We start from the raw sequence: 14,385 nt of genomic DNA on the forward strand, positions 1-14,385 counted from the left end.
TCCTGCCCCTCTCCGGCGTGCTACCTTCTGCGCCGTGATGGCCCTGTGACCCTTTTATGACCGCGCACAGTCCCCCTGTTCCGCCGCCGCTGACCATGACCCTGCTGGCGGCAGGTACGGCGGCGTTTTTCACACTGGGCGTTCTTCAGGCCATGTATGGACCGGCCTTTACGCTGTTTCAGGACCGCTTCGGCATCTCGACGGCGGGCGTGGGGATCATCGCCAGCGCGCATTTCGTGGGATCGGCACTGGCCCCGCCGCTGGTGGGCATCCTGCTGATCCGCTTCAGCCTGCGCCGGGTGGTGGTGGCTGCGCTGCTGACATTGGCGCTGGGCGTCACGCTGGTGGCGCTGGCCCCCACCTGGCCGCTGGCGATTGCCGGGGCGCTGCTGGGCGGCTTTGGCCTGGGTGGCGTCAGCGGGGGTCTGAACGCGGCCTACGCCAGCATCGGCACGCGGGCGGTCAATCTGGTCAACGCGGTCTTTGGGCTGGGCAGCATCCTGTCGCCGCTGCTGGTGGCCGGGGCCGGGGGCAACCTCTCTCTCCCGTTCCTGATCGTGGCCGCGCTGTGCGGTCTGACCCTGCTGAGCGCGCGGGTCTGGGGTTTTCCGGCCATGCGAGAGCAGCCCCTGCCCGATGCGCCGGGCCGGGCCGGGGTGCAGGTGGCCTTTTTTCTGGTGCTGCTGGCGTGTTATGTAGGGTTAGAGGTGGGTTTCGGGGCGTGGGCAGGCCGTCACCTGCAAAGCCTGGGTTACGCGTCGTTCGCCGTGATCGTGGCCGGATACTGGGGCGGCATGACCGTGGCCCGCATCCTGACCGGCATCTTCGGTGCGCGGGTGCGCCCGGAGCGGCTGGTGCTGGCCTGCGCCGGCCTGACTGTGCTGTGTGGGCTGGCGGCCACGCAGGCCGCTCTTGCCCCCGCCGCGTACATCCTGGCCGGGCTGGCGCTGGGGCCGGTGTTCGGCACCACGCTGGTGTGGACCACCCGCAGCCTGCCCGCCCGCCTGGTGCCGTTTCTGCTGACCTCCGGCAGTGTGGGCGGCATCGTGGCCCCCTTCCTGCTGGGCGTGCTGGCGGCGCGTTCTGGCCCTGACGTGATCCCACTGGCCCTCACGGCGCTGGCCGCCACGTTCGTGGTAGTGGTCTGGGGAACCCTGCGTGTCACGCGTCCGGCAGCGGCTCCGGCCTCCGCCGCATGACGTGTGGGGTTCTCTGAACATCCATGTCGATTGCCAGGGGCGGGGCCATATGGCACAATGCGCGCTACTTCTCACACATGCGCCCATCCCCGATCTGCACCCAGTCCCGCCGGTCAAGGCCAGCGGCGTAACGGAGGCTCCACAATGACACAGGTATCCAAATGACTCAGGCAACCAAGACCGTCAGATTGACCCGCGAAGGCTATGAACGGCTGCAACGCGCCCTGGATCAGGAGCAGGCGCGCCTTGCCGAGGCCACCCGCATCCTGCAAGAGCAGATGGAAACCAGCGCCGACAGTGAGGACACTGGCCTGGAAGACGCCAAGCGCGAGAAGATGAACATCGAGGCGCGTATCGACGAGCTGGAAGACACGCTGAGTCAGGCCACCGTCATCGAGGACCATGAGAACGCCGGGCGCGTGGAACTGGGTGCCATCGTGGTTCTGAACAACGAGACCAGCAAGAAGGAAACCAAGGTGCTGGTGGTCAGCGCTCCCGAGGCCGCCGTGACTGGGGGAAGCCTGCCCCGCGTCAGCGAGGACAGCCCGGTGGGCAAGGAATTGATGGGCCGCAAGAAGGGCGAGTCTTTCGTGGTCAATCTGGACAACGGCAAGCAGATGAAATACAAGGTCAAGAGCATCGAGTACTAAAGTTAAGAGCTGAAAACGGAGGGCAGAGGGCGCGCAATCAAGCCCTCTGCCCTCTGCCACTGGTCCTCAGCTCTCTGCCATTCCCGCCGCCACCCGCCCGAGCTGCCCCTTGGCGTCCTCATGCACCACGCCGCCGTGGTAGGTCACGACGGTCTGCACGTCCAGTGCGGCCATGCGGCCCACCGACTGGCCTGCCGCAGCCATGTCCGGCGTCACCTGCGCTCTGGGCGGGTGAAGCTGTCCGCCGTCTGACACCAGCGCGTCCCCGGTGATCAGCGTTTTCGTGCGTTCCAGATACAGGCTCAGGTGGCCGGGGGTGTGGCCCGGCGTCAGGATCACGCGCACACCTCCAGCCAGCGGCAGCACCTCGCCGTCCTGCAAGGCGCGGTCAACCTTAACCGCCACGCGCGGCAGGCTCAGTCTGGCGCGCATCTGAGGCGGCGTTTCGGGATCGGCCAGCATTTTCGCGACTGACTCCTGCGGCGGCATCTTCTGTGGCCATTCCTCGCCCTGAATAAAGGGGGTCTCGCGCGCCGAGGCCCAGACCTGCGCGCCGCTGGCCTTGACGACGGCCTCCAGGCTGCCGATGTGGTCCAGATCGTGGTGGGTGATGATGATCTGTTTGATGTCCTTGATGGACGCGCCGACTTCGGCCAGCGCCGTCTCAATCGCGCCCTCCATGCCGGGCATTCCGGTGTCCACCAGGGTATGCCCGGCCTGCGAATCCAGAATGACGGCGGCGTTCAGGATGTTGGGGCCAGTGCCGAAGTCGGCGGTCAGTTCCAGAATCAGCAGGTCATCGTTTAACTTCATGGGCGGAGTATTGGCCCGCGTCCGGGCCTGGAGATGAATGCGAGGCCACAAACTCTGTTCCATCCAGAGCGGCGTTTATACTCGCCCGTATGTCTGATGGCCCTACTCCACCCCCACGCCCCGACAACCTGCACGAGCAGACCGTCAGCCGCCTGAACAATCTGGATGCTCAGGTGGCGGCGGGCTTCGAGGCGTCGCCGTACTCGTACCCGCGCACGCACAGCACCCGTGACGTGCTGGCCGCGCATCCTGCCCCCGCCGATATGGAAGGCAAGCTGGAAGCCGGGCAGGACTGGCCCGAGGAAACCTACGCGCTGGCCGGGCGCGTCACTTTGCTGCGGCACATGGGCAAGGCGGCCTTTGCCGATCTGACCGACGAACACGGCAGCCTGCAACTGCACCTGTCGAAGCAGGAAACCGAGAATTTTGACCCCACCAAGAAGATTGATCTGGGCGACATCATCGGCGTGCGCGGCGTGCCGTTCGTGACGCGCACCGGGCAACTGACCCTGCGCGTGACCTCGTGGCAGCCCCTCGTCAAGAGCCTGCACCCGCTGCCCAGCAAGTTTCACGGCCTTCAGGACGAGGAATTGCGCGCTCGCCGCCGCTACCTGGACCTGATGATCAACCCGGAGCGCCGCGCAGCCTTCCGCACCCGCTCGCGCGCCATTCGCTACATCCGCAACTTTCTGGACACGCGCGAATTCATGGAAGTGGAGGGGCCGACGCTGCAAGTCGTCGCGGGCGGCACCGAGGCCAAGCCGTTCAAGACGCACCACAACGCCCTGTCGCACGATTTCAGCCTGCGGATCAGCCTGGAGCTGTACCTCAAGCGGCTGCTGGTGGGCGGCTTTGAGCGCGTCTACGAGATTGGCCGCAACTACCGCAACGAGGGTATTGACCGCACCCACAATCCCGAATTCACCATGCTGGAGGCGTATTTCGCTTACGGCGACTATCAGGACATGATGCGGCTGGTAGAGGAGATGGTCTCCGGGCTGGTGCAGGAAGTTACGGGTTCCGACAAACTGACCTATCAGGGCAAAGAAATCAGCTTCACGCTGCCTTTCAAGCGGCTGGATTTCGTGACCGCGTTGAAGGAAGCGGCGGTCCTGGACTTCGAGCCGACGGACCTCGCCAAGCTGCGTGAGTGGACCGACGCGAAGCATCCCGAACTCCGCAAGGTGCCGGATTACAAGCTGCTGGACAAGCTGTTCGGCGAGTATGTGGAAGACAACCTGATCCAGCCTACCTTCGTGACCGATGTGCCGCTGGCGATCAGTCCGCTGGTCAAGGCGCACCGCAGCCGCCCCGATCTGGCCGAACGTGCCGATCTGTTCGTGGCCGGGTTTGAGCTGGCCCCGATCTATTCCGAGCTGAATGACGCGCTGGAGCAACGTGCCCGTTTTGAAGCGCAGTCTGCCCGCCGTGACGCCGGGGACGACGAGGCCCACGAGCAGGACGAGGATTTCCTGCTGGCGCTGGAGTACGGGATGCCGCCCGCCGCAGGCATGGGCATGGGCATGGACCGTCTGGCGATGCTCCTAACCGACTCCGACAGCATCCGTGACGTGCTGCTGTTCCCGCTGCTGCGCCCGGAAGGCCAGACAGGCGAGGCCGACGCAGAAGCTTAAATCCCGTTTACTGGGGCCAGTTTGGGTGCGTACCTGGGCTGGCTTTTCTCATGAACCGAACTTTTTTCTTCCTGTCCGGTGCCCGGAACTGGCTTTGCCACAATGAAAAAGAGGCCCGGTCAATTGACAAACCCTTCATGTCTGGCGCAGCATGACGGGCGTACCTGTTTTGCAGACAATCCCACCATTCGTTCACGAGGCCCCCGCACCAGACCTGCGCCGCCGCCTCCTTTTTTCTTGGCCCCACCTTCCCTGGAGGAAGACATGAGCAAAACACCTATCAAGAAAGCCCTGCTGATCGCCGCCGCCCTCGCCACCACTGGCAGCGCCCTTGCTGCCGGGAAACTGGAAATCTTCTCGTGGTGGGCTGGCGATGAAGGTCCTGCGCTGGAAGCCCTGGTCAAGCTGTACAAGGAAAAGTACCCCACCGTGGTTGTGGACAACGCCACCGTCACGGGCGGCGCGGGCACCAATGCGCGGGCGGTTCTCAAGACCCGCATGCTGGGCGGCACCCCGCCCGACTCCTTCCAGGTCCACGCCGGGCAGGAACTGATCGGCACCTGGGTGGTGGCCGGACGCATGGAAGACCTGAGCAGCCTGTTTAAATCCGAGGGCTGGAGCAAGGTGTTCCCCGCCGACGTGCTGAAGCTGATCAGCACCAAGGACGGCATCTGGAGCGTGCCCGTCAACGTTCACCGCAGCAACGTGATGTGGTACAACCCCGCCAAGCTCAAGGAATGGGGCGTGAGCGTGCCCAAAACGTGGCCGGAATTCATCACCACCTGCGCCACTTTGAAGAAAAAGGGCGTGGCCGCGCCGCTGGTGGCGGGCGAGAACTGGACCCAGCAGCAACTCTGGGAAAACGTGGTGATCGGCACGCTGGGCGCGCAGAACTGGGAAAACCTCTGGAACGGCAAGCTCAAGTTCACCGATCCCAAGGTCGTGGGCGCGTTCACCACCTTCGGCAAGGTCATGGACTGCGCCAACAAGGACGCCAGCGGCCTGAGCTGGCAGCAGGCCAGTGACCGCATCGTCAGCGGCCAGAGTGCCTTCAACATCATGGGCGACTGGGCCGCCGGGTACTTCACCACCACCAAGAAACTGAACCCCGGCACCGGCTTCGGCTGGGCCACCGCCCCCGGCACCTCCAAGACTTTCGTGATGCTGGCCGATTCCTTCGGGCTGCCCAAGGGAGCCAAGGACCGCGCCGAGGCCATCAACTGGCTCAAGCTGCTGGGCAGCAAGGCGGGCCAGGACACCTTCAACCCCCTCAAGGGCAGCATCGCCGCGCGCACCGACAGCGACCTGAGCAAGTACAACACCTACTCCAAGAGTGCGGCCACCGACTGGAAGAACAGCAAGATCGTGGGCAGCATGGCCCACGGCGCAGCCGCCCCCGAGAGCTTTACCAGCGCCTTCGGAGCCGTGATCGACCAGTTCGTGGCGACCAAGAACAGCGCTGGGGCTGCCGCCGCCTCACAGGCCCTGGCCGTCCGCGCAGGCTTCGGCAAGTAAAAGTAAAGGTTGTGGAGTGTGGGTTGTAGGGTGTAGGAACAGCCCACAACCCCGCCAGAAGGGATGAAACGCGGATCAAGTTCCATCACGATCCAGAGTTTCATCCCTTCTTCTTTTCCCACAACCCACACCCCACAACCCAAAAAGGAGGCCCTTCCCTGTGAAATCCCTGAGCAAAGACCGCCTGTGGGCCATCGCCGTATTGACCCCCAGCATCATCCTGATCGGCATTTTCGTGTACTACTTCATCGGGCGCACGATCTATGTCAGCCTGACCGACTGGGGCAACGATCCGGCGCAGGCGCTGGCCCTGAACCCGATCATCCGCTGGGTGGGTCTGCAAAATTACTCCGAGCTGTTCAGCGGCTTCCTGCAAGGCCGCTTCCGGCAGGAACTGGTCAACACGCTGTTCTTCACCGTCTTCTTTATCGTGGGCTGCCTGGGCGTGGGCCTGGGGCTGGCGCTGATTCTGGACCGCAACCCCAAGGGTGAGGGCCTGTGGCGCACCATCTTCCTGTTTCCCATGAGCCTGTCGTTCATCGTGACCGGCACCATCTGGCGCTGGATGCTGCAACCGCAGGGCGGGGTGAATCAGGCCCCCACGCTGTTCGGGGGCCAGCCGTCTACCTTCGCGTGGCTGAGCAGCAACGACTCGGTGCTGAAATTTGACTGGAATAATCTGCCCCTGATCACCGCTGCCGTGGTGGGTGCGGTGCTGATCGTGGTGGCCGTGCGTGCCGCCCGCGAGGGCCAGCGCACCCGCACGCTGGTGGCCGCTGCCTGCGCCGCACTGCTGATCCTGTGGGCGGTGTTCATCGGCCCGCGCGTCAAGCTGCTGGCCGCGCCGGAGTTACACGGTTTCAATTTCGCCATGATCGGCATCATCATCGCCGCCGTGTGGCAGATGAGCGGCTACACGATGGCGCTGTATCTGGCCGGACTGCGCGGCATCCCCGAGGAACTGCGCGAGGCTGCCAAGGTGGACGGCGCACGGGACGCCCAGATGTACCGCTTCGTCATCTTCCCGCTGCTGTCGCCCATTACCCTCAGCGCCATGATCATCCTGGGCCACATCAGCCTGAAAATCTTCGATCTGGTGTACGCGATGGCCGGGCCAGACAACATCGCCGCCAGCGTTCCGGCACTGAACATGTACCTGACCAGCTTCAGGCAAAACCAGTTCGCGCTGGGCGCGGCGATTGGCACCATCCTGCTGATTCTGGTGGCCTTCGTGATCGTGCCGTATCTGGCCAATCAGTTCAAGACAGAGGAGGGACACTCGTGAGGACTGCTGATCGACGCCTGACTCTCGCCCCTTGTCCCTTCCTGCTTCGGAGGCAGCCATGACCGCCGTTCCACAGCCCACCGCCTCCGTAGATTCCACACGCCGGGCAGGTTTTGCAGGCCGCGCCCTGACCTATTTCCTGCTCGTCGTCGCCGCCTTCTTTTTCCTCATTCCCATCTATCTGGTGTTCGCCACCGCCCTTAAAACGCCGGACTCTATCGTGCTGGCCACCGCGTGGCACTGGCCTGCGCAGCTCAACTGGGCCAGCTTCGGCGAGGCGTGGGACAAGGTGGGCGGCAACATGCTCAACAGCCTGTTCCTGGCCGTGACCGCCACCATCCTCAGTGCCCTGCTGGGCAGCCTGAACGGCTACGCGCTGAGCAAATGGCGGTTTCGGGGCGCGAATACCCTGTTCGCGCTGATGCTGTTCGGCATGTTCATTCCGTATCAGGCGATCCTGATCCCGCTGTTCCAGTTCATCAAGGCGCTGGGCCTGTACGGCAGCATCTGGGGCCTGATTCTGGCGCATGTGGTGTACGGCATTCCGATCACCACCCTGATCTTCCGCAACTTCTACGCCGATGTGCCGGACGCGCTGGTGGAGGCGGCCACGATTGACGGCGCAGGCTTCTGGGAAATCTACGCCCGCGTCATTTTCCCGATCAGCATTCCCGGCTTCGTGGTGGTGATCATCTGGCAGTTCACGCAGGTCTGGAACGAGTTCCTGTTCGCGGCCACCCTCACCAACACGGGGAGCCAGCCTGTAACCTACGCGCTGTCTCAATTGGCAGGCGGACAGGCGGTGTCGTGGAACCTGCCGATGGCCGGGGCGATTCTGGCGGCGCTGCCCACCCTGCTCGTGTACATCGTGCTGGGGCGCTATTTCGTGCGCGGGCTGCTGGCGGGAAGCGTGAAGGGGTAGGGGAGAACCCCTCTCCTACGGAGCTGTGCCAGCCAGTCTGCTTCGCCGCCAGCTCCCCTCAAAAGGGAGCCAAGAAGAGAAAAGGACTGTCCAGCGCAGCAATCTCCTTGCCTCCCTTCTAAGGGGAGGTGCCCCGGAGGGGCGGAGGGGTTAAGCCGTAGGAGCCACCCCCAAAGCTAGAACTCTCCCATCTTCCCCCGCGCCCTGCTTCCGCGCTATGCTTTGCCCATGACCGTTAACCGCGTGTGGTGGTGGCCCAGTTTCGCCTGGGTCTAACGCGCTGCTGTTTTCTTTTTGCCGTGTCCGACGCGCCCAGGTGGTTTTTAGACCGCCGGGCGCTTTTTTTGGCCTTCCATCTCAATGACAGGAGTTCCATGACCCAGACCGCTCACCCAAAACCGATGACCGCCGTGGCCGTGCAGGAATTGAACGCCGATCTGGACACGCCCGTCAGCGCCTACCTGAAAGTCACGGAGGGCGCAAAGAAACTGAGCTTCCTGCTGGAAAGCGTGGAGGGCGGCGAGCGGCAGGCCCGCTACTCGTTCATCGGCGTGGGTGAGGTGGGGCGTTTCACTTTGCGCGGACGCACCGCTACCTTGAGCGGCGTGCTGAGCCGTATGTCGGGAGAGGAAACGCTGGAGACCGACGATCCGCTGGACGTGCTGTATAGCCGCGTATTGCGCCCAGTTGAATTGCCCGCCGAGAAATTCAACGGCCTGCCCCCCTTCTTCGGCGGTGCGGTGGGTTACGCGGCTTACGACATCATCCGCGTCTACGAGAAGTTGCCCGACAACAACCCCGACGAACTGAACATCCCCGACGCCCTGTTTATCGTCCCCGAGGGCATCGTTATTTTTGACCATCTGCGGCACAAGCTGTATGCCGTCGCCATCTCTGAAACGCAGGCGGAGGCCGAGCGCATCGTGGCCGCGCTGGAAGCCGATCTGCGCGGGCCTTTGCCGGACGTGCCGGGCCGCGAGAAGGCCGAGCCGATGACCTTTTCCAGCAACTTCACGCCCCAGGGCTATCAGGCCGCCGTCAGCCGCTGCATTGAATACATCCATGCTGGAGATGTCTTTCAGGTGGTGCCGTCCCAGCGCTTCTCGGCAGACCTGACCGTGGAGCCTTTCGCACTGTACCGGGCGCTGCGCGGCATCAATCCCAGCCCGTATCTGGGCTTTCTGAATCTGGGCGAGGTGACTTTGGTTGCCAGCAGCCCCGAGAGCCTGCTGCGAAGCGACGGCGTCAGCATCGTGACCCGTCCGATTGCCGGGACGCGCCCGCGTGGCAAGACCCCCGCCGAGGACAATGCGCTGGCCGCCGAACTGCTGGCCGACGAGAAGGAACGCGCCGAACACCTGATGCTGGTGGACCTGGGCCGCAACGACATCGGGCGGGTGGCCGAATACGGCAGTGTGACGGTGGAGGATGCTTTTACCATTGAGCGCTACAGCCACGTCATGCATATCGTCAGTGGCGTGCGGGGGCGGTTGCGCGGGGGGCAGACGCCTTTGCACGCCCTCGCCAGTGCGTTGCCGATGGGAACCGTATCGGGCGCACCCAAGATCCGCGCGATGGAAATCATCGACGAGGTGGAACCTGTACGGCGCGGGCCGTATGGCGGCAGCTTCGGCTATATCGCCTTTGACGGCAGCCTGGATATGGCACTGACCCTGCGAACGATGGTGATCGCAGGCGGCAGGCTCCATATTCAGGCCGGGGCTGGAATTGTGGCCGACTCTGATCCGGTGGCCGAGGAAGAAGAAACGCGCAACAAGGCGGCGGCGTTAATGCGGGCGGCGGAACGGGCAGCGGCGGGATTGTGAAGCGTCGCCAGTATCAGATTGAAGGTGGGTTTGCCTCAGAGAACCCCTCGCCTCACCCGAGCGTCAAAAATCCTCCTCTAACTGACATCTCTGGAGATCAGCAATGACCCATATCCTCCTGATAGATAACTATGATTCTTTCACTTATAACCTCGTTCAGTATTTCGGCGAACTGGGCTGTGAGTTGACTGTCTGGCGCAACGATGCCTTCACTCTTGAGGAAGTGGAAAAGCTGAATCCTGATGCCATCGTGGTTTCTCCAGGCCCCTGCACACCGCTTGAGGCGGGAATGAGCGTGGAAGTCATCAAAGCGTTCGCGCCCAGATATCCGATATTGGGCGTGTGCCTGGGCCACCAGAGCATCGGTGAGGCGTTCGGGGCCACCGTCAAACGTGCGCCGATCCCGGTGCATGGCAAGACCAGCAGGGTTGCCCACGACGGTCAGGATCTGTTTGCCGGAATTGAAGGGGACGCCAGCGTGACCCGTTACCACAGCCTGATCGTGGAAGACCTGCCTCCAGAACTTGTGGCTACAGCCTGGACAACAGATCAGACTCCAGCAGGCGAATACCGCGCCCTCATGGCCCTGCGCCACCGTGACTACCCGGTCTTCGGCGTGCAATTCCATCCCGAGAGCATCGCTACCGAGGACGGCAAAACAATGATCCGCAACTTCGTATCTCTGGTGCGCGAGGGTCAGGCCGTACGGGAGAGCGCGTGACGCCTCCCATCCACGCCCGCCTGATGAACGGCGAAATCCTGTCTCAGACGGAGGCGGCGGCCTTCATGCGCGAGGTCATGGCCGGGGAGATGAGCGGCGTGCGGATGGCGGCGGCGCTGGCTGCATTGCGGGTGCGCGGCGAGACGGCAGATGAGATCGCTGGATTTGCCCAGGCCATGCGCGAGAACGCCGTGCGCGTCAATGTCCGCCCACGCGAAGTCCTGCTGGATGTGGTGGGCACCGGGGGCGATGGGGCGCATACCTTCAATATCAGCACCACGACGGCATTTGTGGTAGCCGGGGCAGGCGTGCCTGTCGCCAAGCACGGCAACCGCGCCGCCAGCAGCCGCGCCGGAAGTGCGGACGTGCTGGAGGCTCTGGGCGTCAATCTGGACGCCCCGCCCGAAGTGATCGAGGACGCGGTGAATACGCTGGGCGTGGGCTTCATGTTCGCCCGCAATTACCACCCGGCGCTGCGCCACGCCGCGCCCGTCCGCTCCGATCTGGCGGCGCGCACGGTCTTCAATATCCTGGGGCCGCTGAGCAACCCGGCGGGGGCCACGCATCTGGTGGTGGGCGTGTTCAAGCCCGAGCTGACGCGCACGCTGGCCGAGGTGTTGCGGCTGCTGGGGGCCAAGGGAGCCACCGTGGTCTACGGTGACGGTCTGGACGAATTCACCGTCTGCGGCGTCAATACCGTCTCCGGCCTGCGGGACGGCGAGATCATCGACCGGACCCTCCACCCGGAGGAAGTGGGGCTGGCCCTGCATCCGCGTGAGTCGCTGGTGGGGGGCACGCCTGCCGAGAACGCCGAGATCACCCGCGCCCTGCTGACGGGCGGCGGCACGGAGGCCCAGCGCGATATCGTGGCCCTCAATTCCGGGGCGGCGCTGCGGACGGCGGGCCGCGTGGACAGCATCCGCGAGGGCGTGGCCCAGGCCCGCGAGGTCATGAATGCGGGCCTGGGCTGGGATGTGTTGCAGAAGTACGCGGCGCTGACGCGGTAGCCAAAGAACCCCTCTACCCTTGCGGGAGAGGGGCCTTGCGAAAGCTTGGGGGTGGCTGGTACAGCTCGGTACGAGAGGGGTTCCTTACTGCCCCTGCCCCAGCGAATACCCTGGCTCGCCGTCAAAGGTGTAAAGGTGTTCGGTCTTAATAAAGTCCAGTCCCTTGTCGTGGACGCGGATCAGCAGGGCCAGCAGATCGCCGTGCTTGACCGGGGTGTCCGACTGGAAGCGGCAGCGCCAGTGATCGGATTTGAAGGTCTCGGGCAGGCCGCCGGGCCAGACCTTGACGCCCCGGTTGGTGATCATCTTCAGCGGGATGTTGCGGAGTTGCGCTTCCTGCAAGATGGCCGCCAGCACATCGGGGTCACGCCCGGAATCGGTCCACTCAAAAAAGACATCGGTGCCGACGAGCTGTTTGTCGATGTAGGCCGGTGTCGTGGGCTGCCGGACGGGCATTTCCTTTGCCTGTGCTTCGGCGGTCACGGCGGGCAGATGCTGCGGTACGCGCCCCAACCGCTCAATCACGGCGTCGGCAAAAGCCTGCGTTCCCAGCACCTCCTTCGTGTGTGGCCCGGCGATGTCCTGGGTGTGCATGCCGTCCTCCAGCGCGCACAGCAGGGCGTTCTGAACTTTCGCGGCTACCTCGTGCTGGCCCAGATGCCCCAGCATCAGTGCCGCCGCCGAGATCAGCCCGCCGGGATTGGCCGCGTCCTGTCCGGCCAGATCGGGGGCCGAGCCGTGGATGGCCTCAAACATGGCAAACGTATCGCCGATGTTGGCGCTGCCCGCCAGACCCACCGAACCGGCCACCTCCGCCGCCACGTCCGAGATGATGTCGCCGTACAGATTGAGGGTCACGATCACGTCGTATGCCTCGGGCCGCGCCGCCACCCGCGCCGTACCGATGTCGATGATCTGGTGTTCGGCTTTGATGTCCGGGTACTCCGCGCTGATCTCGTCAAATACCGTATGAAACAGTCCGTCGCACATCTTCATGATGTTGTCTTTGGTCAGTGCCGTGACTTTCTTGCGGCCATTGGCGCGAGCGTATTCAAAGGCGTAACGCACGATCTTCTCGCAGCCGGGGCGGGTGATCAGCTTCAGGCACTGCATCACCTCGCGGGTCTGGCGGTGTTCGATGCCCGCGTACAGGTCTTCCTCGTTCTCGCGGATGATCACCAGATTCATGTCCGGGTGGTGCGTCGGCACATACGGCGCGTAGGCGCGGCAGGGGCGCACGTTGGCGTACAGCCCCAGCGTCTTGCGGAGGGTCACGTTCAGGCTCTTGTACCCCCCGCCCTGCGGCGTGGTGATGGGCGCTTTGAGCATGATTCCAGTCTGCCGCAGCATGTCCCAGGCGTCAGGCGCGAAGCCGGAGGTGTGGCCCGCCTTGTACAGCGCCTCGCCCATGCGGACTTCCTGCGGGGCGATTTGCGCGCCCGCCGCCGCCAGAATCCGCAGGGTGGCCCCCATGATCTCGGGGCCGATGCCGTCGCCGTACACGACGGAAACGGGAACGAGGGCGGTCTGGATGTCGGCGGTCTGAACAGGCTCTTTAAGGGCAGTCATGGCAATCTCCTGGGGTTGATGGGTTGACATACGAACTACGTTTCGCATATTAGGGTTCGTATATCGGGAATGCAAGCACCTCGCCGCCCTCTCCGTCTGGAGGTCTAGCCATGTCTGCCCGACGGTCTCGGCTACACTCGTCTCAACCCGCCATGACCCAGCCCCCGCCCCCACATGCACCCTCGTGGACGTTTCTGTCCAACCACAGCCGCGTGCTGCTGTGCCTCAAGCGCCAGCCGGACGCCACGCTGCGTCAGGTGGCCGCCGACGTAGGCATCACCGAACGCGCCGTGCAGCGTATCGTGCGTGATCTGGAGGACGCCGGAATCCTGATCCGCCAGCGCGTGGGCCGTCGCAACACCTACCAGATCGAGGCCAACCGCCCGTTGCGGCATCCACTGGACGCGCACCGCAATGTCAACGAATTGCTGGAACTGCTGCTGGCGGGCAGACAGGATTCGGAGGGTTAGCCGGGCAGTTCCCCGACTCCCGGCAACTCGTCTTCCAGTGGTCCTGCGGCTTCCATATTCAGGCGGCTCAGCGGGGCGGCGTTCTGGAGCATCCAGCCCTGGAGCGGCAAATCGCCCAGCCAGTTCTGCACGCTGGGAATGCGGCCCAGGTCTTCGAGTACATGTTGTTCGCCCACCAGCCGGGTGGGAACGTGCTGGCCGTCGCTGGCGCGTTTGAAGGTGGGCCCGAAGAACTGCTCGCACAGAAAGATGCCAAAACTGCTGTGCAGCACGGCGCGGTGGCGGGCATCGGCCCAGTGGCCCTTGGTCTGGTCAAACCAGCCGTGGACGGCCAGATAATCGTCGGGCACGCCGCCAAATCGTCGGGCGCTGCTGCGGGCGTGGTGCCAGGCGTGGGCCACAGCCTTATCTCCTTAAGGCTTACGCGAAACTGGGCAAGTCTGAAATTCTGGGCTGGTGGGAAGACCTCGAAAAGTCGGGCGGCAACGGTACTGCGAGTTTTTGGCTGCAACACAGATCAATCGGACACAAACCTATTTTGCCAACCACGTCGATGATTTTGCTCATGACGCCGTTCAGCGCTACCTGAAAGGTGACTGTTTAACGGCAGCGGAGGTGTGGACGCAGGTGCGTCCACACGTCAAATTGAGCGACAAGGGTTACATCATCTTCGACGACAGCGTGATGGACAAGCGCCATTCACGCCGCATGGCGCTGGTTCGAAGGCAGTGGAGTGGGAACGAGAAACGAACCATCCGAGGGATGGGCGTCGTC

At 63.8% G+C, this 14,385-nt stretch carries 13 protein-coding genes and 1 pseudogene; 11 read left to right on the top strand and 3 right to left on the bottom strand.

Features of this window, described 5'->3' with window-relative positions; all coding sequences use genetic code 11:
- Positions 1 to 56: 56 nt before the first annotated feature.
- On the top strand, positions 57 to 1,199 hold the full coding sequence (locus BOO71_RS25325) for an MFS transporter (RefSeq protein ID WP_075837001.1): 1,143 nt from the start codon (positions 57 to 59) through the stop codon (positions 1,197 to 1,199).
- Between the two features lie 161 nt (positions 1,200 to 1,360).
- Positions 1,361 to 1,849: a GreA/GreB family elongation factor gene (locus BOO71_RS25330; protein WP_075837002.1), complete on the top strand. Its 489-nt coding sequence runs from the start codon at positions 1,361 to 1,363 to the stop codon at positions 1,847 to 1,849.
- A gap of 66 nt (positions 1,850 to 1,915) precedes the next feature.
- Here the strand turns inward: BOO71_RS25330 and BOO71_RS25335 are convergent, their stop codons facing one another.
- The gene (locus BOO71_RS25335; RefSeq protein ID WP_075837003.1) at positions 1,916 to 2,662 is read right to left on the bottom strand and encodes an MBL fold metallo-hydrolase; all 747 of its coding nucleotides are present in this window, start codon (positions 2,660 to 2,662) and stop codon (positions 1,916 to 1,918) included.
- A gap of 89 nt (positions 2,663 to 2,751) precedes the next feature.
- Here BOO71_RS25335 and lysS point away from each other — a divergent pair, with 89 nt between their 5' ends.
- The 7 genes from lysS to trpD all read left to right on the top strand — a co-directional run bounded on the left by lysS (position 2,752) and on the right by trpD (position 11,572).
- Positions 2,752 to 4,296 (top strand): lysine--tRNA ligase, encoded by a 1,545-nt coding sequence (gene lysS, locus BOO71_RS25340; protein ID WP_075837004.1) that lies wholly within the window; start codon positions 2,752 to 2,754, stop codon positions 4,294 to 4,296.
- A 264-nt stretch (positions 4,297 to 4,560) separates the two neighbouring features.
- On the top strand, positions 4,561 to 5,811 hold the full coding sequence (locus BOO71_RS25345) for an ABC transporter substrate-binding protein (protein WP_075837005.1): 1,251 nt from the start codon (positions 4,561 to 4,563) through the stop codon (positions 5,809 to 5,811).
- 160 nt (positions 5,812 to 5,971) lie between these two features.
- Positions 5,972 to 7,096 (top strand): carbohydrate ABC transporter permease, encoded by a 1,125-nt coding sequence (locus tag BOO71_RS25350; protein WP_075837006.1) that lies wholly within the window; start codon positions 5,972 to 5,974, stop codon positions 7,094 to 7,096.
- A gap of 58 nt (positions 7,097 to 7,154) precedes the next feature.
- Positions 7,155 to 8,018: a carbohydrate ABC transporter permease gene (locus tag BOO71_RS25355; protein WP_083653830.1), complete on the top strand. Its 864-nt coding sequence runs from the start codon at positions 7,155 to 7,157 to the stop codon at positions 8,016 to 8,018.
- A gap of 374 nt (positions 8,019 to 8,392) precedes the next feature.
- The gene (trpE, locus tag BOO71_RS25360) at positions 8,393 to 9,844 is read left to right on the top strand and encodes an anthranilate synthase component I (protein WP_075837007.1); all 1,452 of its coding nucleotides are present in this window, start codon (positions 8,393 to 8,395) and stop codon (positions 9,842 to 9,844) included.
- 103 nt (positions 9,845 to 9,947) lie between these two features.
- Positions 9,948 to 10,565, top strand: coding sequence for an anthranilate synthase component II (locus BOO71_RS25365; protein ID WP_075837008.1), 618 nt, complete (start codon positions 9,948 to 9,950; stop codon positions 10,563 to 10,565).
- Positions 10,562 to 11,572 (top strand): anthranilate phosphoribosyltransferase, encoded by a 1,011-nt coding sequence (gene trpD, locus BOO71_RS25370; protein ID WP_303046803.1) that lies wholly within the window; start codon positions 10,562 to 10,564, stop codon positions 11,570 to 11,572. Before BOO71_RS25365 ends, trpD begins: the two co-directional genes overlap by 4 nt.
- 84 nt (positions 11,573 to 11,656) lie before the next feature.
- Here the strand turns inward: trpD and BOO71_RS25375 are convergent, their stop codons facing one another.
- On the bottom strand, positions 11,657 to 13,141 hold the full coding sequence (locus BOO71_RS25375) for an NADP-dependent isocitrate dehydrogenase (RefSeq protein ID WP_075837009.1): 1,485 nt from the start codon (positions 13,139 to 13,141) through the stop codon (positions 11,657 to 11,659).
- A 152-nt stretch (positions 13,142 to 13,293) separates the two neighbouring features.
- Between BOO71_RS25375 and BOO71_RS25380 the strand changes: the two genes are divergently transcribed.
- Positions 13,294 to 13,611: a helix-turn-helix transcriptional regulator gene (locus BOO71_RS25380; RefSeq protein WP_075837010.1), complete on the top strand. Its 318-nt coding sequence runs from the start codon at positions 13,294 to 13,296 to the stop codon at positions 13,609 to 13,611.
- On the opposite strand, the gene BOO71_RS25385 is transcribed toward BOO71_RS25380, so the two are convergent.
- Positions 13,608 to 14,012, bottom strand: a complete 405-nt coding sequence (locus BOO71_RS25385) for a DUF6915 family protein (protein WP_075837011.1) — start codon at positions 14,010 to 14,012, stop codon at positions 13,608 to 13,610. The two genes, BOO71_RS25380 and BOO71_RS25385, sit on opposite strands and share 4 nt — an antisense overlap.
- A gap of 100 nt (positions 14,013 to 14,112) precedes the next feature.
- Here BOO71_RS25385 and BOO71_RS27435 point away from each other — a divergent pair.
- Positions 14,113 to 14,385 (top strand): annotated as a pseudogene (locus tag BOO71_RS27435) (IS701-like element ISPlag1 family transposase); the annotation flags it as partial.

The organism is Deinococcus marmoris, from assembly GCF_001949125.1.
GTDB lineage: Bacteria > Deinococcota > Deinococci > Deinococcales > Deinococcaceae > Deinococcus > Deinococcus marmoris_A.